General features: G+C 62.9%; 21 protein-coding genes. 14 read left to right on the forward strand and 7 right to left on the reverse strand.

Features of this window, described 5'->3' with window-relative positions; translation table 11 throughout:
• Window position 1: 1 nt before the first annotated feature.
• The 3 genes from HWX91_RS35675 to HWX91_RS35685 form a co-directional block, all read right to left on the reverse strand.
• Complete coding sequence (locus HWX91_RS35675) at window positions 2-679, reverse strand: HAD family hydrolase (protein WP_028200041.1); 678 nt, start codon at window positions 677-679, stop codon at window positions 2-4.
• A 111-nt stretch (window positions 680-790) separates the two neighbouring features.
• On the reverse strand, window positions 791-1696 hold the full coding sequence (locus tag HWX91_RS35680) for a LysR family transcriptional regulator (RefSeq protein ID WP_028200040.1): 906 nt from the start codon (window positions 1694-1696) through the stop codon (window positions 791-793).
• 47 nt (window positions 1697-1743) lie between these two features.
• Window positions 1744-2502, reverse strand: a complete 759-nt coding sequence (locus HWX91_RS35685) for a GntR family transcriptional regulator (protein ID WP_028200039.1) — start codon at window positions 2500-2502, stop codon at window positions 1744-1746.
• 272 nt (window positions 2503-2774) lie between these two features.
• On the opposite strand from HWX91_RS35685, the gene HWX91_RS35690 reads away from it, so the two are divergent.
• The 6 genes from HWX91_RS35690 to HWX91_RS35715 all read left to right on the forward strand — a co-directional run bounded on the left by HWX91_RS35690 (window position 2775) and on the right by HWX91_RS35715 (window position 9867).
• Window positions 2775-3044, forward strand: a complete 270-nt coding sequence (locus HWX91_RS35690; protein WP_028200038.1) for a UxaA family hydrolase — start codon at window positions 2775-2777, stop codon at window positions 3042-3044.
• Window positions 3045-3103: 59 nt separating this feature from the next.
• Window positions 3104-4279 carry a UxaA family hydrolase gene (locus HWX91_RS35695; protein WP_028200037.1) on the forward strand — a complete coding sequence of 392 codons (1176 nt, stop codon included), beginning with the start codon at window positions 3104-3106 and terminating at the stop codon, window positions 4277-4279.
• A 196-nt stretch (window positions 4280-4475) separates the two neighbouring features.
• The gene (gene dctA / locus HWX91_RS35700; protein WP_042277098.1) at window positions 4476-5813 is read left to right on the forward strand and encodes a C4-dicarboxylate transporter DctA; all 1338 of its coding nucleotides are present in this window, start codon (window positions 4476-4478) and stop codon (window positions 5811-5813) included.
• A complete protein-coding gene (locus HWX91_RS35705) occupies window positions 5810-6835 on the forward strand; it encodes an Ldh family oxidoreductase (protein WP_042277074.1) in 1026 nt (341 codons plus the stop codon). Before dctA ends, HWX91_RS35705 begins: the two co-directional genes overlap by 4 nt.
• A gap of 38 nt (window positions 6836-6873) precedes the next feature.
• On the forward strand, window positions 6874-7968 hold the full coding sequence (locus HWX91_RS35710) for a hypothetical protein (protein WP_042277072.1): 1095 nt from the start codon (window positions 6874-6876) through the stop codon (window positions 7966-7968).
• Window positions 7969-8343: 375 nt separating this feature from the next.
• Window positions 8344-9867, forward strand: coding sequence for a CoA-acylating methylmalonate-semialdehyde dehydrogenase (locus HWX91_RS35715; protein WP_028200034.1), 1524 nt, complete (start codon window positions 8344-8346; stop codon window positions 9865-9867).
• A 129-nt stretch (window positions 9868-9996) separates the two neighbouring features.
• Here the strand turns inward: HWX91_RS35715 and HWX91_RS35720 are convergent, their stop codons facing one another.
• Genes HWX91_RS35720 through HWX91_RS35735 form a run of 4 tightly spaced genes read right to left on the reverse strand, consistent with a single transcriptional unit; the run spans window position 9997 to window position 13189 of the window.
• Window positions 9997-11337, reverse strand: coding sequence for an MFS transporter (locus HWX91_RS35720; RefSeq protein WP_028200033.1), 1341 nt, complete (start codon window positions 11335-11337; stop codon window positions 9997-9999).
• A 52-nt stretch (window positions 11338-11389) separates the two neighbouring features.
• Window positions 11390-11953, reverse strand: coding sequence for an isochorismatase family protein (locus HWX91_RS35725; RefSeq protein ID WP_028200032.1), 564 nt, complete (start codon window positions 11951-11953; stop codon window positions 11390-11392).
• A gap of 16 nt (window positions 11954-11969) precedes the next feature.
• Window positions 11970-12422 carry a MarR family winged helix-turn-helix transcriptional regulator gene (locus HWX91_RS35730; RefSeq protein WP_028200031.1) on the reverse strand — a complete coding sequence of 151 codons (453 nt, stop codon included), beginning with the start codon at window positions 12420-12422 and terminating at the stop codon, window positions 11970-11972.
• Window positions 12423-12481: 59 nt separating this feature from the next.
• On the reverse strand, window positions 12482-13189 hold the full coding sequence (locus HWX91_RS35735) for an ArsR/SmtB family transcription factor (RefSeq protein WP_028200030.1): 708 nt from the start codon (window positions 13187-13189) through the stop codon (window positions 12482-12484).
• Window positions 13190-13344: 155 nt separating this feature from the next.
• On the opposite strand from HWX91_RS35735, the gene HWX91_RS35740 reads away from it, so the two are divergent.
• The 8 genes from HWX91_RS35740 (at window position 13345) to HWX91_RS35775 (ending at window position 22303) form a co-directional block, all read left to right on the forward strand.
• A complete protein-coding gene (locus HWX91_RS35740; RefSeq protein ID WP_028200029.1) occupies window positions 13345-14724 on the forward strand; it encodes an MFS transporter in 1380 nt (459 codons plus the stop codon).
• 223 nt (window positions 14725-14947) lie between these two features.
• The gene (locus HWX91_RS35745) at window positions 14948-15679 is read left to right on the forward strand and encodes a sulfite exporter TauE/SafE family protein (protein WP_028200028.1); all 732 of its coding nucleotides are present in this window, start codon (window positions 14948-14950) and stop codon (window positions 15677-15679) included.
• Window positions 15680-15922: 243 nt separating this feature from the next.
• Window positions 15923-16132: a DUF3311 domain-containing protein gene (locus HWX91_RS35750; protein WP_028200027.1), complete on the forward strand. Its 210-nt coding sequence runs from the start codon at window positions 15923-15925 to the stop codon at window positions 16130-16132.
• An 18-nt stretch (window positions 16133-16150) separates the two neighbouring features.
• Window positions 16151-17536 carry a sodium:solute symporter family protein gene (locus HWX91_RS35755; protein ID WP_028200026.1) on the forward strand — a complete coding sequence of 462 codons (1386 nt, stop codon included), beginning with the start codon at window positions 16151-16153 and terminating at the stop codon, window positions 17534-17536.
• A 38-nt stretch (window positions 17537-17574) separates the two neighbouring features.
• On the forward strand, window positions 17575-19230 hold the full coding sequence (locus HWX91_RS35760) for an amidohydrolase (RefSeq protein WP_028200025.1): 1656 nt from the start codon (window positions 17575-17577) through the stop codon (window positions 19228-19230).
• The gene (locus HWX91_RS35765) at window positions 19227-20204 is read left to right on the forward strand and encodes a CobW family GTP-binding protein (protein ID WP_102857516.1); all 978 of its coding nucleotides are present in this window, start codon (window positions 19227-19229) and stop codon (window positions 20202-20204) included. The genes HWX91_RS35760 and HWX91_RS35765 overlap by 4 nt, the downstream gene beginning before the upstream one ends.
• A gap of 259 nt (window positions 20205-20463) precedes the next feature.
• On the forward strand, window positions 20464-20868 hold the full coding sequence (locus HWX91_RS35770) for a nuclear transport factor 2 family protein (protein ID WP_028200023.1): 405 nt from the start codon (window positions 20464-20466) through the stop codon (window positions 20866-20868).
• 19 nt (window positions 20869-20887) lie between these two features.
• Entirely contained in the window at window positions 20888-22303 is a 1416-nt protein-coding gene (locus HWX91_RS35775) for an NAD(P)/FAD-dependent oxidoreductase (RefSeq protein ID WP_028200022.1), read from the forward strand.
• Window positions 22304-22371 lie beyond the last annotated feature (68 nt).

The raw sequence follows: 22371 nt of genomic DNA on the forward strand, positions 1-22371 counted from the left end.
TTCACTGGGAAGCAGGGTGGCTTGAAGTTAAGCCGAACTGGTTGAGCCATGGGACCAGTGCGTCGAGCGTCGGGGATTCCACCTCGGGCGGCTGTGCGCCGGCCACGAGCGGCAATCCCACGCGGTTATGCCAGTAGGTCCGCAGGCCGACCGCGGCCGTGCCGAACATGTCGTAGCTGGAGCCCGCTACGAACGCGGCTTCATGGGCGCCGACGCCGAGTTTGTCCAGCGCGAGCCGGTAAGGCAACGGATCCGGCTTGTACATACCGGCTTCTTCCGCTGTGACGACGGCATCCCAGTGAATCGGGAAAATCTCCGCAGCCTGGGAGCCGAGACGGATGGAGCAGTTGGTGACAATCGCCAGTTTGCAATGCGGTTTGAGCGCATGCAACGTATCGACGGCGCTGCTCCAAGGGGCGAGCTTCAACCAGTTGGCTTCGAGCGCGATTGCCGCGGATTCCGGTAAGCCCACTTCCACGGCGGCTTCGCGCACCAGTTGTTCATACGCGATGTATTGGCCGCAGCCGTAAGTCCGGCGCAAATAAGCCGCGCGCCACGCACGGCCCGCCGCTTCGGAGCCCGCGGCGTGATTCCATGACGTCCACGAATCGAGCAGGGCGGTCAGGAGATCGAAGAGGACCGCCTTGGGATAGGCGGTGGAGGGCGATAAGGAGGTCATGATTTAACCGGCGAGGAACGGTGAGCCGATTATAGAGTTCCGATACGTGCGCGGCATTCAGCGAGGCTAACTCTCAAATTCAGTTTCAATGAATTTACCGCACTTGATTATCTATCTTCGCCACGGCGGCAACGGCCTGAATCGGCCCTGTAAATACTGCATGAAATGCCGCGTACGTGCCGGCAAGCCGGCTCGCTGATGCGTGAGCGCGATGACGTTGGCGTCAGGCGCCTTCCAGCCTGGCAGCAGGCGCACGAGCCTTCCCTTCGCGAGGTCGTCGGCCACGTCCCATTCGGAACGCAGGATGACCCCCCGGCCTTCGCATGCCCATTGGCGGATCACGTCGCCGTCATTGCAGCTCAGATGCGAAGAAACGCGCACGCTGCGCCGCGTGCGGCCCTTGCTGAACTGCCATAGCGAGACATCTTCGTTGTTCTCGCGCAGCACGATGCACGGCAGCTTGCTCAGTTCCTCCGGCGACTCCAACTGACTGAAGCGCTTGACCAGCGCCGGCGCGGCGCAGACGAAACGCGCATTCGGTGCAATCGTATAGCCGACCAGATTGGATACCGGCAATTCGCCGATATGCACGACGACGTCGAAGCGGTCCATCGTCTCGGTCAGCGGCTGGTCGGACAGCGTGAGCGCAACGTCGATATCCGGGTTCTGCTGCTGGAATTCGGCAATGGCGGGCGCCAGGTGGCGCCGTCCGAATCCCAGCGGCGCGTTGATCTTCAGCGTGCCGATCAGACCGCCCCGACGGGTCTGAAAGTCTTCGAACAGCGAGTCAAATTGCCGGACCAGTTCAGCGCCGCGTTCGCATAGAAGCGTGCCTTCTTCCGTGAACTGCAAGCGGCGCGCCGTGCGGTTCACCAACTGGGCGCCCAGCTTCTTCTCCAGTTGCTGCAGGCGTTGGGTCACCGCCGAGGGTGACAGTCCCAGTTTTCGCGCCGCGGCGATCAGGCTGCCGCTTTCGCGGATGGTCAGCAGAAACCGGATATCGGCCGAGTCGTTCATGGTGGAAATTTTAGGGGCCTCGGCCGTTTTCGCAACGTTATCAATGTTTAGCCGCCGCTCGAAGGGCGCGCATAACTCGAAACATAGTCGTACTCCTGCGTGTTTACATGAGTGACCCGGTACTCGACCGGCTGTTCATTGTACGAATACGCGACACGCTCGACTTCCAGAACGGGCGCGCCCGAAGCGAGTTCGAGCAGCCCGCTCTCGAGCTCGCTCGCCTGTCCGACGCGCACCCGCTCATCCGTACTCACCACGTTGATGCCGAACGCGTCCTGATAGAAGTTGTAAAGCGTGTTGGGACGGTTGCGCAGCGCGGCTTCCGTGAGGTCGGGGAAGCGCGCCTGCGGCACCACGATGTTCTCGACGATTACGACCGCGCCGTGCAGCGCGAGCTGATTCGTGAACTGAAAGACCGGCGCCCCCTCGCTGATGTTCAGCCGCGCCGCGACTTTTTGCGTGGCTTTCGTTTTACGGAAGTTGACGAGGCTCACGGTGGGGTAGGTCTTGTCGCCGTCGTTGCGCACGATGCGAAAGAAGCGGAAGAAATGCCGGTCGCGCTGATGCATCGCAACGAAGGTGCCAAGGCCCTGGTGCCGGATCAGTATGTTCTCAGCGCACAGTTCGTCGATCGCCTTGCGCAGCGTGCCGATCGAAACGCCGAAGCGTTCCGCGAGACGTTTTTCCGCCGGAATCGCCTCGCCACCCTTCCACTCGTGCGCCGCCAGCGCCGCCAGCAGCGCGTTCTTGACTTCCTTGTACCGCGTGCCGCCAACGGCGGCCGGCGTCTCCGTCATGGTGCTCATGGTTCTCCCTGAATTCTTCTGAAGCGCATTGACGCGATTTTACGGCAATAAGTCACTCATGTAACACATATATATGATCTAGTTGACATGGATGAATTTGACGCCTAGGATGAATCAACACAAACGCAGCGGCGACTTCTGAAGCGCCGCCCGGCACGCACCGGCCACTAATTGAACTCAACCAGGAGACGCAGATGAGTCAGGCAGCAGCAGAAACGCATGGCGCCGCGAACACGGCGGCGAAGACGGGCGAACGCAAGACGATCCACATCGTGCTGCACGAGGCTAAAGACACGGTGGGTGTGGCGGTTGTCGAAGGGATTCAGGCAGGCACGCAACTGAACGCGTGGATCATGGACGAGGACGAGATCGTGACGGTGGCCGCGAAACAGGACATTCCAATCGGCCACAAGGTGGCGCTCAAGGACATGGCGGTGGGCGACACGGTGTTCAAGTACGGCGTGGATATCGGCAAGGTGGTCGCGCCGATCAGCGCGGGCGAGCACGCCCATGTGCACAACATCAAGACGAAACGCTGGTAAGCCGCGCGCCTCCCAGGCAGTCGAAAAACATTTCGCTTCCCCATATCGAGAGAGACACCATGAGCGTCATTGAACTGGATACGACTTTCCGCGGCTATCGCCGCAGCAACGGCCGCGTCGGCGTACGCAATCACGTGATCATCCTGCCGGTCGACGACCTGTCGAACGCGGCGGCGCAGGCGGTCGAGAACAACATCAAGGGCACGATGGCGCTGCCGCATCCGTATGGCCGTTTGCAGTTCGGCGCGGACCTCGATCTGCACTTTCGCACGCTGATCGGCGCGGGCAGCAACCCGAACGTCGCGGCGGTCGTCGTGATCGGCATCGAGGAAGGCTGGACCAAGCGCGTGGTCGACGGTATCGCGGCATCGGGCAAACCGGTCATGGGTTTCGGCATCGAACTGCACGGCGACCACGACACGATCATGCGGGCGTCGAAAGCGGCGAAGGAAATGGTGCAATATGCGACCTCGCTGGAGCGCGAGGAATGCCCGATCAGCGACCTGTGGGTATCGACCAAATGCGGCGAATCGGACACCACCTCCGGCTGCGGCGCGAATCCCACCGTCGGTAACGCGTTCGACAAGCTGTACGGCTTCGGCACCACGCTCGTGTTCGGCGAGACGTCCGAGCTGACGGGCGGCGAGCAGATCGTCGCCGCGCGCTGCGCGAACGACGGCGTGCGCGAGCGCTTCCAGTTCATGTTCGATCGCTACCAGGACATGATCAATCGCTGGAAGACCGACGACCTGTCGGAGTCGCAGCCCACCAAGGGCAACATCGCGGGCGGCCTCACGACCATCGAGGAAAAGGCGCTCGGCAACATCCAGAAAATCGGCAAGAAGTGCATGGTGGACGGCGTGCTCGACAAGGCCGAAATTCCGACGCATCCAGGTCTCTGGTTCATGGATTCGTCGTCGGCCGCAGCCGAGATGGTCACGCTGTGCGCGGCATCGGGTTTCGCGGTTCACTTTTTCCCGACGGGACAAGGCAACGTGATCGGCAATGCGATCGTGCCGGTCATCAAGATCTGCGCGAATCCACGCACCGTGCGCACGATGAGTGAGCATATCGATGTGGACGTATCCGGCATTCTGCAGCGCGAGCAGAACCTCGACCAGTCCGGCGACCGCCTGCTCGAATGCATGCTTGCCACGGCGAACGGTCGCTGGACCGCGGCGGAAACGCTCGGCCATCGCGAGTTCGTGCTGACGCGGCTGTTCGAAAGCGCCTGATCCGTCGCAGGCGCAAACGCACCACAGCAGCGCCGCAGCACAGCAGCACTAGCAGCACCGCAGCACCGATAGAAGCAGCAGGGCAAAACGAAGTCCCCGTCCGGTGCGCGCCGGCACGACACCGCTCGGCGAAGCGGGCGTGCCGCACGGCGCGCCCGTCTATCTTCTGGCAGCAGCGAGTGGAGGAGACACCATCTTGCGCGTGCTCAAGCATCTCTATGTGCAGGTCCTGATCGGACTTGCGGCCGGCATTCTCGTCGGCCATTTCGCGCCGTCGCTCGGCGTTCAGTTCAAGCCGCTCGGCGACACGTTTATCCGCCTGATCAAGATGTTGATCACGCTGCTGATCTTCTGCACGGTGTCGGTCGGCATCGCGCGCATGGAGAACCTGAAGCAGGTCGGGCGTGTGGGCTTCAAGACGATTCTCTATTTCGAGGTGGTGACGACGATTGCGCTCGTCATCGGCCTCGTGGTCGCGAACGTCGTGCATCCGGGCGCGGGGCTCAACGTCGATCCGGCAACGCTCGATGCGAGCGGCGTTTCGCGCTTCGTGAGCGAGGCACATACGCAGTCGCAGTCGAGTTTCCTCGATCAGATCGTGCCGAACTCGGTGGTCGGCGCGTTCGCTCGCGGTGATCTGCTGCAAGTACTGCTGTTTTCGGTGCTGTTCGGGATCGCGTTGTCGATCATGTCGGGGCGCAGCCGGATTCTTCAGCGCGGCATCGAACAGTTCGGCGACGTGCTGATGCGGATCGTCGAGATGATCATGCGGCTCGCGCCGCTCGGCGCCTTCGGCGCGATCGCATTCACGGTCGGCAAGTACGGCATCGGGAGTCTGCAGCAGCTCGGCCTGCTGATCCTGTGCTTCTACATCACGAGCATCCTGTTCGTCGCGATCGTGCTGGGTACGGCATGTCGGTGGGCGGGCGTAGGTCTCTGGCCGCTGCTCAGATACCTGCGCGAAGAACTGCTGATCGTACTCGGCACGTCGACCACCGAATCCGTGCTGCCGCGCCTGATGGAGAAACTCGAACGGCTCGGCTGCCCGAAGTCGGTCGTCGGACTCGTGCTGCCAACCGGCTATTCTTTCAACCTCGACGGCGCCGCGATTTACCTCACGATGACTTCGCTGTTCATCGCACAGGCGACCAACACGCACCTCACGCTGATGCAGCAGATCGGACTGCTTGCGATCCTGATGCTGACGTCGAAGGGTGGGGCGGGCGTCGCGGGTGCGGCGCTCGTTGCGCTGACGGCGACACTTTCAACGCACCAGATCATTCCGGTGGCGGGCATCACGCTGATCATCGGCATCGACCGCGTGCTGAACGAAGTGCGCGCGATCGTGAACATGATCGGCAATGCGGTGGCGACGCTAGTGGTCGCGCGCTGGGAAGGGGTGTTCGATGTCGAAACGGCGCGTGCCGTGCTTGCGTCGCCGCGCGGCGAAGCGCTACAGGAAAGGACGAACGAAGTGGACGGCGCGATGATGCCGCTGTCTTCGCGCCAGACGATGCGCGAAGGTCACAAATGAGCGATCAGGGCCTGCGCTACGTTGCGGCTGACGAACTGGGCAAACTGGCTCGCGCGGCCCTGCTTGGAGCGGGCGCGACGACTGCCACCGCCGACGCGACGGCGCGCGCACTCGTCTATGCCGACGCGCGCGGGCTCGCTTCGCACGGCGTTGCGCGGCTGCCGATGTACCTCGCGCAACTGCGCAACGGCCGGGTCGATTCGGCGGCGCTGCCGGCCATCGTACGGGACAAGGGCGCGGCTTTTCTGATCGATGCCGCCGACGGCCTCGCGTTCGCGGCCTGCGAGCTGGCGATCGCAACCGGTATCGAGCGGGCGCGACAGTTCGGAACGGCGGCGGCGAGCATTGTGCGCAGCCATCATTTTGGCGCAGGGGCGTATCACCTCGAAGCGGTCGGGGCGGCCGGGCTCGTCGGACTCGCCTTCAGCAATGCGCCTGCTTCGATGCCGGCCTGGGGCGGCAAGAAACCGCTCTTCGGCACGAACCCGATCGCGGCCGTGTTTCCTCGTTCGAAGGGTCGTCCGCTCACCATCGACCTGTCGCTATCGCAAGTGGCGCGCGGCAAGATCATGGTTGCGGCGCGCGATGGCAAGCCGATCCCGCATGGCTGGGCGACGACCGCGGACGGCCAGCCGACGACCGACGCGCAGGCCGCGCTCGACGGCATGATGCTGCCGTTCGGCGGCGCCAAGGGGGCGATGCTCGCGCTGATGGTCGAACTATTGGCTGCCGCGTTATCGGGCGCGCAATTCGGCGCGGAAGCGGGGTCGTTTCTCACCGCCGAGGGTGCGCGTTCGCGCGTCGGGCATCTGTTCTGGATCGTCGATCCGGCGGCGCTCGCGGGCACCGCGATATACGAGGCGCGGCTCGAGACGCTGATCGACCTGATGCTCGCGGACGACGGCGTCCGTCTGCCGGGCTACCGGCGAGACGAGGTGGCCGAAGCTGCTGCGCGCGACGGCATTGGCCTGCCGGCGACGCTGCTTGCGCAACTGGAGGTGTTCGCGGCAGCCGCAGGGTAAACTGACGCTTCCGTGACGAAGCCGACAGTCTGACCCGTATGCCGAACGATCCCGCTTCCCAGCCAGCCGAAGACCCGCAGCACAGTGTCCTGCAACACAGTGCCCTGAAACAGGCGGTATTTCTGCACACAGGCTGGCGTAGCGCCGGAACGTGGATCTGGTCGCGCCTGCGCGCGCTCGACTCCGTGACGGGGTTCTATGAGCCGTTCAGCAACGTGCTCGCCGATCTGAGCCTCGCGGACGTTTCCGCGTCCCGTCCCACGCTGACGTCTGGACACCCCCCGCTAGCCGCACCGTATTTCGAAGAATACCGGCCGTTTCTGCAAGAGGGCGCGCGCGGCGTAGCCGGATACCGCAAGCGCTTCGGCACCGATCGCTTCTCACCTGAGCCGGACGCGGAATTCCCCGCGTTGCAGGCTTATTTGACCCATCTGTGCGAGCGCACGGCCGGGCAAGGCAGCGTACCTGTCTTCAAGTTTTGCCGCTCGTCGGGCCGGCTGCCGTGGCTCAAGCGCGCCTTCCCTCAAGCGATGCATGCCGCGGTGCTGCGCAACCCCGCCTCGCAGTTTGCCTCGGGGTGGCTGCTCAATCAGCAATGGAGCAATCCGTTCTTCGTCGCCGCACCGTTTCGCGTGCTGGGTCTGAATCAGTCGGAGCCCCTGGTCCGGCAGGCCATCGAGATCTGCGGTGTAAGTTTGCCGCCAGTGGCGCCGGGTTCGGACGACGCTTACGCGATGGCATGCGAGCAATATGCACGCACGGCGGAGGGCAACAACGCGTATCGGGCGTTCGTCGCGTTATGGATTCTCTGCGCGTTGCGGATGGCGGACGGCGTCGATCTGATGATCGACATCGACCGCCTTGGACAGTCGCGCGACTATGCGGCCGGGCTGCGCGCCGGGTTTCTGGCGCAGAGCGGCCTGTCGCCCGACTTCGGCAGCGCGCGCGATCTGCTCGAGGAAACGCGTCGCAGCGCGGCACGTATGGCCGGGATCGACGGCCGGTCGATGCGGGCGGTTCATTCCGCGGCGCTGAAATTCCTCAAGGCGCAGGGTGTGGCGGACGCCGACTTTGTCGAACTCATCCGGCAGAAGATGGTGCTCGCCAACGAACTGACCGAGCAGTGGCACTGAAGGCCCGCAAGGAACGCGGCGATCCGGCGCGCCGCGTTCCTTGCACAACCTGATGGCGCCGTCCCGCACGGCGCGCCTTCTCTTTCTCCCGGCGTAAGCCCCGTTTCGTCTGTCTCGCCGACCCCATCGGCCAATACAGTTGCCGCGCAAAAAACAATACAGTGAGGCGCGGTTTTATTGTGCTGTATCGGGAATATGACCGGCGCCGTCGATACAGTTGGCGGGTCTTGATGGCGCCTGCCGATGCGCGCGGGAACCGTCCCAAGCTACGTTCCCGGCATGCCACCGCTCGCGAAGCCGCGCGACGTCGCCTGATCTTTTTGCTTTGGCCCAGTGGTCCGCGCTTGCGGCCTTTCCCGAACACGAGGTAACGAAATGAATGCAGTGAACGAACAAGCGAAGTTGTCGGTACAGCAACTGGGCCATTACATCGGCGGCGCGCCGGTTGCGTCGGCCAGCGGCCGCTTCAAGGACGTGTTCAATCCCGCTACCGGCCAGGTGAGCGGCTCGGTCGCTCTGGCGTCGGTCGAGGAAGTGGACGCGGCGGTCAAGGCCGCGAAGGCCGCCTTCCCGGCATGGAGCGAAACCGCGCCGATCAAGCGCGCGCGCATTCTGTTCAAGTTCAAGGAATTGCTCAACCGGCATCACGACGAACTCGCGATGCTGATTACGCGCGAACACGGCAAGGTGTTTACGGACGCGCAAGGCGAAGTGGTGCGCGGTATCGAAGTGGTCGAGTTCGCTTGCGGCATTCCGAACCTGCTGAAGACCGATTTCACCGACCAGATCGGCGGCGGCATCGACAACTGGAATCTGCGTCAGGCGCTGGGTGTGGTGGCGGGCATCACGCCGTTCAATTTCCCGGTGATGGTGCCGATGTGGATGTTCCCGGTGGCGCTGGCGTGCGGCAATACGTTCGTGCTGAAGCCGTCGGAGCGCGATCCGTCGGCATCGCTGCGCATTGCCGAACTGCTGAAGGAAGCGGGTCTGCCGGACGGTGTGTTCAACGTCGTCAACGGCGACAAGGTCGCTGTGGATGCGCTGATCGAACACCCGGACGTCGCGGCGCTGTCGTTTGTCGGCTCCACGCCGATCGCCGAATACATCTATACGGAAGCGTCGAAGCGCGGCAAGCGTGTGCAGGCGCTCGGCGGCGCGAAGAATCATCTGGTGGTGATGCCGGATGCCGATCTGGACCAGGCCGTCGACGCGCTGATCGGCGCCGCCTACGGTTCGGCGGGCGAGCGCTGCATGGCGATCTCGGTCGCGGTGGCGGTCGGCAATGTCGCCGACGAACTAATCGAACGCCTCGTGCCGCGCGTGAAATCGCTGGTAATCAAGAACGGCGAGAACCTCGACGCGGAAATGGGTCCGCTGGTGACCGCCGAACATAAGGCCAAGGTGGCGGGCTATATCGACGCGGGCGTCGCGGAGGGTGCAAAGCTGATCGTCGACGGCCGCGCTCATCCGGTCGCGCAGGAAGCGGGCTTCTTCATCGGCGGCACGCTGTTCGACCAGGTCGGCACCGGGATGAAGATCTACAAGGAAGAAATCTTCGGCCCGGTGCTGGCGGTGGTCCGTGTGCCCGATTTCGCGAGCGCGGTCGACCTGATCAACGCGCACGAGTTCGGCAACGGCGTGTCCCTCTTCACGTCGGACGGTGGCGTGGCGCGCGCATTCGGCCGGCAGATTCAGGTGGGTATGGTCGGTATCAACGTACCGATTCCGGTGCCGATGGCATGGCACTCGTTCGGCGGCTGGAAGCGCTCGCTGTTCGGCGACCACCACGCGTACGGCGAAGAAGGCGTGCGTTTCTATACGCGCTACAAGAGCATCATGCAGCGTTGGCCGGACAGCATCGCGAAGGGTGCGGAGTTCACGATGCCGGTTGCGAAGTAAGCACGCAGACGCTATTGCAGCGAAAAAAAGCCGCGCCTGATTTCAGGCGCGGCTTTTTTGTTCGTGTGGCCGCAGTCAGGCTGGGCGGGCACGTTGCCGTGTTTCATGCAGCGGGCGGATCAGCACACGTTAAACGCCGGCGGACGAATCCTCTTCCGCTTCGCTTAGTACGGCGTTCTGTATCGCTGTGACAGGGCTCACGTAAGGCGGCGCCTGGCGCGGATCGTCGATGCTGTAACGCAAGCGGCCGGCCTCGACATACACGCGCAACTGGCGGTACTTCACCAGATACATCAGGCCGACCACCGCCGCGGCAAAGCCCGATGCCGCGCCCACGCCAAGCGCCCAGCGCGGGCCGAAGCGATCCGCCACCCAACCCACCACCGGTGCGCCGAGCGGCGTGCAGCCAAGCGAGATGGCCAGCAGGATCGCGATCACCCGGCCACGCATAGCCGGCTCGGTGGAGATTTGTACGAGGCTGTTCGTCGAGGTATTGAACGTCTGCGTTGCCGCGCCGACCACGACGAGCGCGAGGCCGAACAGGACGTAGTTCGGCATCAGCGCAGCCACCGTGCAACTCACGCCGAAAACTGCCGCTGCGCCAAGCAGGATCGCCATGCGCGGCCTGGCTCTGCGGGCGGCGAGCAGCGCACCGGTCACCGAGCCAATCGCCATGGTCGAGCTCAACACGCCGTATTGACTCGCGCCCGCATGAAACGCGGTGACCGACATGGTCGAGATGAAGATCGGGAAGTTCAGCCCGAAGGTGCCGATCAGGAACAGCATCAACAGTGCGGCCTTCAGATCGGGACGCGTCCACACATACTTGAAGCCTTCCACGAAACTGCCACGCGAGCGTGTCGCGCGCGGTTTCAGCTTCAGTTCGCTGAGGCGCAGCGTGCGCAGTGAACCAAGCACGGCGACGAACGAGAGCGCGTTGATCAGAAACACCCAGCCGGTGCCCACCGAAGCGATCAGAAGCCCCGCGACGGCAGGGCCGATCATGCGCGCCGCGTTGAACGAGGTGGAGTTCAGCGCGACCGCATTCGACAGATCGGCTTCCCCCACCAGATCGGAGACAAAGGTCTGACGCGCCGGCGAATCGAACGCGGTGACGCAGCCGAGCAAGCCCGCGAACACGTAGACCTGCCATAGCTGCACGAGGCCGGTCACGGTGAGCAGCCCGAGGCATAACGCAAGCGTGCCCATTGCCGCCTGAGTGAAGAACAGCAGCTTGCGGCGATCGAAATGATCGGCCGCGTAACCGGTGAGGGGCAGCAGGAGCATCTGCGGCCCGAACTGCAGCGACATCACAATGCCCACGGAGGTGGCATTGTGATGCGTGAGCTCCGTGAGCACGAGCCAGTCCTGCGCCGTGCGCTGCATCCATGTGCCGATGTTGGAGACGATCGCCCCGCTGGCCCAGACGCGGTAGTTGAACGTGCGCAGCGAACGGAATGTGCCGCTCACCGGGACATCTCCGGGTGAGCGATTCGCGCCGCGCAGCGGTTCAAACAGGTGGTCATGCGCGCGACTTCTCGAGCAGATCGATGACGTCTTGCGTCGTGCCGGTTTCGCCGAGGCGCGGGAAGATTCGCGTGATGCTGTTGGTATGAGCGTCGGCGTTCATGTCCGTCATGGCGTCGATCGCGAACGTGACGTTGAAGCCGAGTTCATGGGCGAAACGCGCGGTGGACTCGACTCCGATACTGGTGGCCACACCGACCAGCACCACTTGCGTGACGCCTTGCTGGCGCAGATACGTTTCGAGGTCCGTGTTCGTGAAGGCGCCCCAGGTGCGCTTGGTCACCAGATGATCCGACGGCTGTTGCTTCAGTTCGGGGACGAGGTCCGCGAAGCCGGCCGGGAAATCGCCCGTGGGGCGCGATTGTTCCGCGCGGCCCGGTGCGCCGCCCGCCACGTTGACGAGCACGACGGGCAAACCGTGGCGGCGAAATGCATCGGCCAAACCCGCGGAGAGTTTGACGATCTCGGCGGTGGGGTGGGCGGTGGGCAGCGCGACGATGCCTTGCTGCAAATCGATAACGACCAATGCGGTCTTTGGGTCGAGTGTAGTGAGAGCCATGGTGTTTTCCTGTGCGTTACGAGTCGATGAGGCGTTTGAGCAAGTCGACGCCAATCGCGAGTTGTTTCTGCTCGGCGGCGGAGAAGCGGGTCTGCATCGTACGGAATAGCCAGTCTTCGCGTGCCGCGCGACTGGCTTTTATCTTCTTGCGGAAGGCCGGTGTGAGGGAGAGAACGGTTTGCCGCCCGTCGTTCGGGTCGGGTGCGCCGCTGACGAGTCCGGCAGCTTTCAACGCTGAAAGTTGTTCGCCCATGGATTGCGGACGCATACCCTGGAGACGCGCGAGCGTGGTGACCGTTGCAGGACCTTCGCGTTCCAGCAGGAGGAGAACCTGCACCTGCGACGGCGTGAAATCGCCCACATGCGCCTCTTCACGCAAGCGGCGGCGCAACTTGCCGATGAGGATGCGCAGGTCTTCCGCCGTGGCGTGCAAGGCGTCGAGATCGGCGGGGGTGTCGTTGCTGGACATGCGGGCAGATGCGAAGGTTACCTTCACAGGTTACCTTCGCATCTGTCGGGAGTCAAGGTCTAGCCAGGCCCGCAAGCGTCGCGCGAAATGCCGAAATGCTGCTTGAGTCCTTCCCAGCCGAGCGCCGTAACGCTCACCGAGCGCGCCGAGGACGACCTGCTGATCCAGCCCCATGCAAGGAAGGCGTCCATCAGCCGGGCGCCCAATGGCCCCGCGACGTGATACTGCCGCTCGGTCCAGTCAAGACATTGGCGTGCATGCTCCAATGCCTGGCTGAATGCCGGCTCGTTCATATCGATGCCGAGTTGCTGCAGCCATTCGCAGCCTGGCGCGGTGACAGCGTATTGACGCTCACCCGCTTCGACGAGGAAACCCCGCGTGAGCATGCTTTGCGTCACCGCAATGCTGATCTGTCCCGCCAGGTGGTCGTAGCAGCAGCGCGCGAAACGCAGCGCCTGAGCGGGACGATTGGGTGTATGGCGCCAGGCGGGGGTGACCGGTCCGATCGTCGCGAGGCTTTCGAGCACATGGGAAACGTGCGGGCCGGCGAGCCGGTAATAGCGATGCCGGCCTTTGCTTTCGACACTCAGCAAACCGCCGTCGAGCAGCTTGGCGAGGTGCGAACTGGCGGTCTGCGCGGTAACGCCCGCCGCTCGCGCAAGCGCGCCGGCCGACATGGCGCTGCCGTCGACGAGGGTGATCAGTATCACCGAACGAACCGGCTCGGCGATCAGATGCGCAACGCTCGAAATATTGTGCTGGCCCATGTGTTTGCTGCGTCCTCGATTGATGCGTGTTTGACGCGTGTCGGCCGGTGAGAACCGCCCGTTTATGCGGTTCGATACTTCGATACAGCCCGAAGCATTCTCAGTGCGAGCCGTCTTATAGTCAACGGCGAACCGATCACCAGGGGCTGGAACTCTTGAACAATGAACGTGAATACCAGAAACGGGTAGTGATCGCGACGTGCCTCAGCTACGTCATTGTCCTACTCGATACATCGATCGTAAATGTTGCGCTGGAGCCGGTGGCGATGAGTTTGCACTCGGATATCAGCGGTCTGCAATGGGTGGTCAACGCCTATACGCTGACATTCGCCAGCCTGCTGCTGAGCGGCGGCGCGCTAGGCGACCGGATCGGCGCAAAGACCGTTTATCTGGCCGGTCTGGTGATTTTCGCCTGCGCGTCGGCGCTATGCGGATTGGCGCCGAATTTGCCGGTTCTGGTTGCCGCCCGGATCGGGCAGGGCGTCGGCGCGGCCTTATTGGTGCCGTGCTCGCTGACACTCATCAACCGTGCTTTTCCGGTCGCGCGGCAGCGAGCCAGTGCGATCGGCATATGGGCCGGATGCGGCGGCATCGCGATGGCGGCGGGGCCGCTCGCCGGTGGTCTGCTGATTCATCTGCTGGGCTGGCGAAGCATTTTTCTGGTGAATGTGCCGATCGCGCTGATTGGCGCCTGGCTGACCACGCGAGTCGACTCGGTGCGGCCGGACGTTACGGACAGGGAGATGGACATTGCCGGTCAGTTGCTCGCTATCGTGGCGCTCGGCGCATCGGTCGCCGTGTTGATCGAGGGCGCGAAGCTCGGCTGGCACATGGGCATGATTCGCGTGGGCGCCGTGCTTGCGCTCGTCGCCTGGATTGCGTTCGTGCTGGTCGAGACCAAACGCAAACAGCCGATGCTGCCTTTACACTTCTTTCGTAGTCCGGTGTTTTCTGCGTCGGCGTTTGCTTCGTCGATTTCCGGCCTGGTGTTTTACGGGTTGTTCTTTCTGCTGAGTCTCTACTTCCAGTCCGCTCGTGGATGGTCGCCGTTGCAGACCGGTCTGGCATTTTTGCCGCTGACCGCCATGGTGGCGATCGGCAGCTTTGCATCGGGCGCATTGAACAGGGCGTATGGCGCGCAACGACTCGTCTGCGGTGGCTTCCTGCTGTACGCGCTGGGTTTCGCCGGACTCCTCGCGCTCGCGGACAACGCGCCGTATTGGCGTATCGCGCTGTGCTTCCCGGCGGTCGGTTTCGGGGCCGGTGTGATTACGCCGGCGGCGACCGCCGCGTTGATGACGACCGTGGACAAGGCGCGCGCCGGGGTCGCGGCGGGCGTGCTCAACGCGAGCCGGCAGACCGGCTCCGCCTTTGGCGTGGCAATCTTCGGCGCCTTGATGAGCGCGGTCCAGCCGCTCGATACCGGGATTCGCGTGGCGGTCTATCTGGCGGTCGGCTTGTCGCTGCTGGCCGCGCTGGTCTGGCGTATCGCGTTGGCCGTGGCGACGCGTTATGTAGGCAGCGACGCCTGCTGAGCCTGTTTTGGCCAGCAGCGCGGCCACAAACGAGCCACGCGCGTCGATAACAGGGCGTTTGGCGTGCCAGTTCCGGCTGGCACCATCGAAAGGACGCCGCTGGCACTACGCGGGCGTTCGGAATATTGCGAAGATACCGGCCCTTTCCTGAAGCTGTCGTCGTGCGCAAAACGTAGCAATCGATTTGACCTTCGATTCTCCGTCCATTGCGAACGAACGACTTATGAATGTTGCCGATACTCCTTCCATCCTGGGATGTCTGGCCCTGGTGACCATGGTGGCGGGCATGGCAAAAGGTCTGACCGGATTCGGCGGCGCGCTTGTCATGGCGCCGCTGTTCGGGCTGCTGATTCCCGCACCCGAAGCCGGTGTGCTGATCGTCCTGATCCATTTCGCGACCTCGCTGCAAGGCGTGCGCAGTTGGGCGAACGCGGTGCGCTGGCGCACGGTGATTCCTCTCGCGCTGGTCGCGATGGCCTGCACGGCAGTCACGACCCTATGGATGGCGAGCGAGAACGCGGTGGAACTGCGCCGGCTCGTCGCGCTCGCCGTTCTTGCCTCCACGGTGATGCACATCCGCGGCTGGCGCTGGCTTCACGATAGCGGCTGGCGGCCGACCTTCACAGCCGGCGCAATGAGCGGCGCGCTGACCGCGCTGGGCGGCATTGGCGGTCCGCCGGCCGTCTACTATCTCAACGGCATTGGCCAGGGCGCCGCGCTGCGTGCCAATCTTCTCGCTTATTTTGCGGTGCTCTATGTGGGCGTGGTGGCCCTTTTTGTGGCCGAACATCAGGTTCACGCGCCCCAGCTCAGCTCGATGGTGCTGCTCGTGCCGGTGTTTGTGCTTGGTGTCTCCGTGGGGGAGCGTCTGCGGCGGCGCGTGCCGGTGCGCCGGGTCGATCATTTCGTGAGCGCCTTGCTGCTGTGTTCCGGACTGGTCGCGCTGCTTACGTAACGGCGCGTAAAAAAAACACGTAAAAACGACCTTGCCATCGAGGTATGAGCGGGTGCAATGTCCGCTCAAGGTCCACGCTCATGTGGACCAGGCGATTTATTATCGCTGGTACTAACCAGGTGCATTTTCGGCCACCGATACTGAAATCATTGTAATCGTCTGCTACGGCCGTCGTGCCGCATCCGCGTGCCGCGGATCAGCAAAGGTAATTTCACTGGTTACAAAAAAGCTGACGGAGACTTCATGCTCAAGTTCCTGATCGGGATCGGCATCCCTTATATCGGCGTGATCGGCCTGCTGCCCTGGGTGGCCTCAGTCGACCGGTTCGTGCTGGGCGTGCCGTTCATTTATGCGTGGATTTTCATGTGGTTTGTTCTGACGTCGATCTGCCTGCAGATTTGCTGGCGTCTGTTCGATCGCCACGCGGATGATGCAGATCCGCAAACCCACTGAAGCAGCAGGAGAGCCCGGATGTCCACCGTTGTCTTTCTCGGTTTGATTCTCTTCTCGCTGTATCTGGCGATACGCTCCAAAAAAGGGCATGGCGCGCAAAGCGTGCATGACTTCTTTGTTGCGTCCCGTCAGTTCGGCGCGTATTTGGTCTTTTTCCTCGCCGCGGGCGAGATCTACAGCATTGGCACGATGGTCGGCTTTCCCGGCGGCATTTATGCCAAAGGACCGACGTATGGGGTCTGGTTTCTTGGCTATATCCTGCTGGCGTATCCCGTCGGCTATTTCATCGGACCGAAAATCTGGGAGGCCGGCAAACGCTATAACGCCATTACGCTGCCCGATCTGTTCAAAGGCCATTTCGGCAGTCGCTCATTGGAGTTGATCGTCGCCGGATCGGCGATTCTGTTCCTGCTGCCGTGGGGGGAGTTGCAGTTCACGGGGCTGGTTGCCGCGTTCAAAGGCCTCGGCTGGAATTTCCAGCCGCTCTATCTGATCCTGATCTCCGCGGTATTGGCATTTACCTACATCGCCATTTCGGGCGTGCGGGCGTCGGCCTACATTGCGATCCTGAAAGACGTGCTGATGGTGTTGGCGATTGTGATCACCGGACTCGCGGTCGCGTGGCAATCCGGCGTCACGGAGGTTTTTCACGCCGCGAGCCTGCACGTCAGCAACAGCATGAACGCCAGCCAACTGACGTTCTCGATGAGCACCATGCTGTTCCAGTCGCTAGGGTTCTACGTGATGCCGTTCGCGGTGCAGGTTTTCTTCACGGCGGCCAGTCCGAACACGATCCGGCGCACCCAGGTGGCGATGCCGCTGTACATGCTGATGTATCCGTTCCTGGTGCTCGCCTCCTACTATGCGATCAGTCAGAACCTGCATCTCGGCTCGCCGAATGAGGCGTTCTTCGCGGCGGCGATCCGCTTGCTGCCGGGCTGGCTGCTGGGTCTGGTGGCGGCCGGCGCGTCGCTATCCGGCCTGCTGGTGCTGACCGGGATCTGTCTTGCGATCGGCCCGATCGTAACGCGCAATCTGTTGCCGAAGATGCCCGAGAACCGGCAGAAAGCCACCGCGAAAACGGTGATCGTGATCTACCTGCTGGTCTCGATCGTGATGACGCTGCTGACTCCGAATCTGATGCTCACGCTGATCAATACCGCGTACTACGGCGTGACCCAGTTTTTCCCGGGCGTGATGATCATTCTGTTTTCGCTGAGAGTCAAACCGGCCGCGATTGCAACGGGTATCCTGACCGGCCAGATACTCGCGATCATCCTGTACATGCTTCATGCCGATCTTGGTGGATTCAACCTGGGCCTGCTGTGTCTCGTGATCAACGTCGCGGTGACCGCCATGTTGAACTATGGCTGGAAGCGCAAACCGGTTCACGCGCTATCCTGAGCATTCGGCCCGCTTTCTGAATCTGAGACCATCTATTTATGAATTCGATTGAACGAGGTCCCGTCACGGTATTCGTCGCCAGAAAGATTCTGACCATGAATCCGGCCCAGCCGCATGCCACGCACGTTGCGGTGCGGGACGGCAAAATTCTTTCTGTCGGCAATCTGGATGAGGTTAGTCGTTGGGGCGAGGTCGAGATCGTCGATACGTTTCAGGACAAGGTGCTGATGCCGGGTCTTGTCGAAGGGCATTGTCATCTGATGGAAGGCGCCATGTGGGACGCCGTGTATCTCGGCTACTACGACCGGCGCGGTCCCGACGGCACGTTGTGGCCCGGTCTGAAAACGCTGGACGCGGTGATCGCGCGGCTCGCGGACGCGCAACGCAGTATGACCGACGCGGCGGCGCCCTTGCTCGCATGGGGCTTCGATCCGATTTTCTTCGGCACGACCCGCCTGTCGGTCAAGGAACTCGATACCGTTTCGACTACGCGACCCATTGTCGTGCTGCACGCGAGTGTGCACCTGATGAACGTCAACTCCGCCATGTTGGCGCTCGCGGGGATCGACGAAAACACCGATATCGACGGCATCGACAAGGACGAAGACGGACAGCCGACCGGCGAGCTGCAGGAATTCGCCGCCATGTTCCCGGTGTACGAGGTGATCGGCAGTCAGCTTTCCATTGCGGCCAGCGAAAAGAAAGCGGCGATCTGGAATTTCGGTAAGGTCGCTCAACTCGCCGGTGTGACCACCGCGACGGATCTGGTCAACGATCTGTCGGCGCTGGGCAATCGCAATCTGCGCGAAGTCACGGCCGATCCGCAGTATCCGATCCGGATCGTGCCCGCGTTCGCGCCGCAGCGCAGCCCCGAAGGCGGCGCTGAAAAAGTACTGTCGGCGATGCGTGACAGCACGGAAAAACTGAGCTTCGGCCCGGTCAAATTCATCGTCGACGGATCGATTCAAGGCTTCACCGCGCGGCTGAAGTGGCCTGGCTATGTCGGCGGGCAGCCCAATGGCTTGTGGCTGATTCCGCCGAGTCAACTGGAGGAAGTGTTCACGCCGTTTCACCGCGCGGGGCTGCAACTGCATATTCATACCAACGGCGACGAAGCTACCGAGGTCGTGCTGAACGCCGTCGAGAAGATGCTAGACGCGTGCCCGCGCAGCGACCATCGCCACACGCTGCAACACTGCCAGATGGCCGACGGGAGCCAGTTGGCGCGCGCGGCGAAACTCGGCATGTGCATCAATTTTTTCTCCAACCATATCTACTACTGGGGCGACGCCCACTACGCGCAGACCATGGGCCCCGACCGGGCGAACCGCATGAACGCGGCGGGCTCGGCGCGGCGGCTGGGCATCCCCTTTGCGTTTCACTCGGACGCGCCGATCACGCAGTTGAGCCCGTTATTTACCGCGTGGTGCGCGGTGCAGCGCAAGACCGCGAGCGGCCGTGTGCTGGGCGCGAGCGAGTGCCTCCCCGTGGCGGACGCGTTGCGCGCGATCACGCTCGGCGCGGCCTATACGCTCAAGATGGATCATCAGATCGGCAGTATCGAAGTGGGCAAATTCGCGGACTTCGCCGTGCTGGCGGAAGACCCGAGCGAAGTCGCCGCCGAACGGCTGAAAGACGTCGAAGTGTGGGGCACGGTGCTGGGCGGTCGCGTATTCCAGTCGCCGGAAAAATGAACGTCGTAGTGAACGACGCCGCGGCGCCGGGTGTCCGGCCGCCCATTCCGCTGGTGGTGCTAGGCGGCTATCTGGGGGCGGGCAAGACGACCTTGCTGAACCATGTGCTGTCGATGGCGGGGCAGCGCAAGGTGGCCGTGCTCGTCAACGATTTCGGCGATATCAATATCGACGCCGCGCTGATCCGCGAACGCACGGACGACGTCATCAATCTGGAGAACGGCTGCATCTGCTGCTCGATCGGCGGCCGTCTCGTCGACGTGCTCGTGAAAATCAGCGCGCGGCCCGAACGTCCCGAGTTGTTGATCATCGAAGCGAGCGGCGTTTCCGATCCGGTGAAGATCGCGCAGATCGGCTTGCTCGACCGGGCCTTCAGGCTGTTCGGGATCATCGTTGCCGTGGATGCCGAGCGCATCGGCGCAACCTTGCTCGATCCCTACGTCGGCGATATTGTGCGTCGCCAGATCGCGGGTGCAACGGCCCTTGTACTCACCAAGACCGACCTCGTGACCGAGCAGGAGAAGGTCGCGGCAACGCAGGCCGTGCTAGCGCTTGCGACCACCTCCATCCTGTTCGAGTCGGTCGATGGACAGATACCGCCGGCGTTGATCTTCGACGCTAGCGTGGCGCCTCGTCATCAAGCGGGTGGGCGAGGCGCGATGACGGCTGGCGCTTCGAGCCTGCATCGGGATATCAGCAGTTTTTCGTTCCGTTCGGACTTTCCTCTGGACCGGAAGAAACTCCGGGCCGCGCTGCGCGGCCTCTCCGCCACGCTGTTGAGAGCGAAGGGCATTGTCTGGCTGGATCAGGACAGCTCGCCGCAAGAGCTGCATGTAGCAGGCGGCCGCATTCTCATCACCCCATTCGCGGGTCACGCGGCGGCCGAATCGACACTCGTCCTGATCGGCCGTTTCACCGGCGAAGACGAGCGCGCAATCAGGCGTTGCCTCGAAAGCACGCAAGTGCTGAACTGACTTCCGTTGCGCGGTAGCGTGGCTCGCACACGCAGCACACACAGAATACCCACGGCCTGAATCCAGAAAACGCGCTTCGCGGTCCGTCAACCCGCGCCTTCTTTGCCACGCGCCGCATCACACCGCACCACACTGCACCAGGCGAAACCAGCGCACTGGCCCTACCGTCGAGCCGACACCAAACTTACACTTTTCCATAACAGATCGCCGCTTAGGCAAGCTCACGAGTCTCACCCAAATCACCAAGCAGGAGACATGGATGGCCACAACAGAAACGTCCGCAGCGAAGGTCACCGCGGACACACTCGCTGCATTTTCCGATGCATTCAACCGTCACGACGCCAATGCGCTGATGGGCTTCATGACCGAAGACTGTGTGTTCGACACGGCCGGCGGAAACGAAGTTTACGGCACGCGTTTCGTTGGTCGCGAGGCGGTGCGCGCGGCGTTCGAAACGGTCTTCAAGACTTTCCCGGATGCGCATTGGGGAGAAGGACGTCATTACGTCATCGGCGAGCGTGGCGTGTCCGAGTGGGTGTTCACGGGCACGCATGCGGAGGGCTGGCGCATCGAAGCGGAAGGCTGCGATCTGTTCGAGTTCCGCGACGGCCTGATTGCGGTCAAGCGCGCGTTCCGCAAGGAACGTCCGAAGCAGAACGTTTGACGCCGACGAGGAGCTTCACATGGCGCAAAGTGTCATCACACGGGTCGGCGACGGTCTGTCCACAGGACGCGACGGCGCGACACAGTATGACCCGCGATACGACCCGCTGGTCTCGCCGGGGCCGGGGCACGGCAAGCAGTACGCACCGACTTATTGGGCCGCGACTGCCGGCACGCCGCCGCCCGACGACGGTCCGATCACGAAAGATATCGACGTGGACGTGGCGATCATCGGCGCGGGCTATACCGGGCTCGCGACGGCGCTTTGTCTGGCGCGCGAGCATGGCATCAAGGCGGTGGTGCTCGAGGCCAACAAAACCAGTTGGGGCTGCAGCAGCCGCAATGGCGGACAAGGGCAGAACGCATCGGGACGTCTGTCGCGTTCGCAATGGATCGAGCGTTGGGGTAAAGACGTCGCGCTGAAAATGCACGACGAGATCCAGGAAGGCTTCGACAATTTCAAGTCGCTGGTGGCCGAGATCGATTGCGATCCGCAACCCGGCGGCCACTTTCTGATTGCGCACCGGCCGCGCATGATGGCGAAACTCGCCGCCGAAGCCAAAGTCTGGAAAGACGTGTTCGGCTATCCGTCCGAGCTCATCGACCAGGCGACGTTGCGCCGCGAGTACGTCAACGATTCCGAGGCGGCCGGCGCGCTGCACGAACCCGAAGGCATCGGCATTCACGCACTGAAACTGGCGTATGGCTATCAGCGGCTGGCGCGCGAAGCTGGCGCGCGGGTTCATCCGTCGAGCCCGGTGATCGGCTGGGAAACGATTAACGGCATTCATCATCTGCGCACGCCGGGCGGCATTGTGCGGGCCCGTTCGGTGGGTATCGCGACCGGCGCCTATACGGCGCCGAACCTGCATCCCTCGCTGACGAGCCGGGTGATGCCGATCCTGTCGAATTCGATGGTGACGCGTCCGCTCACGCAGCAGGAAATCGCAGCCTGCAATTTTCGAACGACGCAGGTGCTGACCGATACGCGCACTTTGCGTTTCTACTATCGCTTCCTGCCGGACAACCGGTTGCAGATCGGCAGCCGTAGCGCGATCACCGGTGCGGATGCGCCGAATCCGCGCCACTACGAGTTGCTCATCGAAGGAATGGGCCGCAAGTTCCCGGCCTTGCGCGGTATCCAGATCGATTATTCGTGGTGGGGCTGGGTGGATGTGAGCCACGACATGATGCCGCGTGTGTGTCAGCCGGATCCAAAGCAGTCGGTGTTTTACGCACTGGGCTACGGCGGCAACGGTGTGTCATATTCGCAGCAGGCGGGGCGCCGCCTCGCCGAACGGATAGCCGGCAAAGGGGCGAAGCAGACACTGCCTATCTTCACCTCGCCATTGCCTGGCCATCCGTTCGCACCGTTTCGCCGCATCGGCCAACGCATGCTCTACCAGTTGTACTTCCGGCGCGACGAGAAACCTTGAACGCGCTCTGCGTGCCGCGCCGCTTGCGGCACGTCATTCGGCCGCCGTCGCGCCGCACGCGCACGGCG

The sequence above is a fragment of the Paraburkholderia fungorum genome (genome assembly GCF_902833645.1).
Taxonomy (GTDB): Bacteria; Pseudomonadota; Gammaproteobacteria; order Burkholderiales; family Burkholderiaceae; genus Paraburkholderia; species Paraburkholderia fungorum.

What these genes read in the sequence shown, in the direction of transcription:
- HWX91_RS35675 (WP_028200041.1), bottom strand. Translation starts at nt 679, where the DNA reads ATGACCTCCTTATCGCCCTCCACCGCCTATCCCAAGGCGGTCCTCTTC.
- HWX91_RS35680 (WP_028200040.1), bottom strand. Translation starts at nt 1,696, where the DNA reads ATGAACGACTCGGCCGATATCCGGTTTCTGCTGACCATCCGCGAAAGC.
- HWX91_RS35685 (WP_028200039.1), bottom strand. Translation starts at nt 2,502, where the DNA reads ATGAGCACCATGACGGAGACGCCGGCCGCCGTTGGCGGCACGCGGTAC.
- HWX91_RS35695 (WP_028200037.1), top strand. Translation starts at nt 3,104, where the DNA reads ATGAGCGTCATTGAACTGGATACGACTTTCCGCGGCTATCGCCGCAGC.
- HWX91_RS35705 (WP_042277074.1), top strand. Translation starts at nt 5,810, where the DNA reads ATGAGCGATCAGGGCCTGCGCTACGTTGCGGCTGACGAACTGGGCAAA.
- HWX91_RS35710 (WP_042277072.1), top strand. Translation starts at nt 6,874, where the DNA reads ATGCCGAACGATCCCGCTTCCCAGCCAGCCGAAGACCCGCAGCACAGT.
- HWX91_RS35715 (WP_028200034.1), top strand. Translation starts at nt 8,344, where the DNA reads ATGAATGCAGTGAACGAACAAGCGAAGTTGTCGGTACAGCAACTGGGC.
- HWX91_RS35725 (WP_028200032.1), bottom strand. Translation starts at nt 11,953, where the DNA reads ATGGCTCTCACTACACTCGACCCAAAGACCGCATTGGTCGTTATCGAT.
- HWX91_RS35730 (WP_028200031.1), bottom strand. Translation starts at nt 12,422, where the DNA reads ATGTCCAGCAACGACACCCCCGCCGATCTCGACGCCTTGCACGCCACG.
- HWX91_RS35735 (WP_028200030.1), bottom strand. Translation starts at nt 13,189, where the DNA reads ATGGGCCAGCACAATATTTCGAGCGTTGCGCATCTGATCGCCGAGCCG.
- HWX91_RS35745 (WP_028200028.1), top strand. Translation starts at nt 14,948, where the DNA reads ATGAATGTTGCCGATACTCCTTCCATCCTGGGATGTCTGGCCCTGGTG.
- HWX91_RS35750 (WP_028200027.1), top strand. Translation starts at nt 15,923, where the DNA reads ATGCTCAAGTTCCTGATCGGGATCGGCATCCCTTATATCGGCGTGATC.
- HWX91_RS35755 (WP_028200026.1), top strand. Translation starts at nt 16,151, where the DNA reads ATGTCCACCGTTGTCTTTCTCGGTTTGATTCTCTTCTCGCTGTATCTG.
- HWX91_RS35760 (WP_028200025.1), top strand. Translation starts at nt 17,575, where the DNA reads ATGAATTCGATTGAACGAGGTCCCGTCACGGTATTCGTCGCCAGAAAG.
- HWX91_RS35765 (WP_102857516.1), top strand. Translation starts at nt 19,227, where the DNA reads ATGAACGTCGTAGTGAACGACGCCGCGGCGCCGGGTGTCCGGCCGCCC.
- HWX91_RS35770 (WP_028200023.1), top strand. Translation starts at nt 20,464, where the DNA reads ATGGCCACAACAGAAACGTCCGCAGCGAAGGTCACCGCGGACACACTC.
- HWX91_RS35775 (WP_028200022.1), top strand. Translation starts at nt 20,888, where the DNA reads ATGGCGCAAAGTGTCATCACACGGGTCGGCGACGGTCTGTCCACAGGA.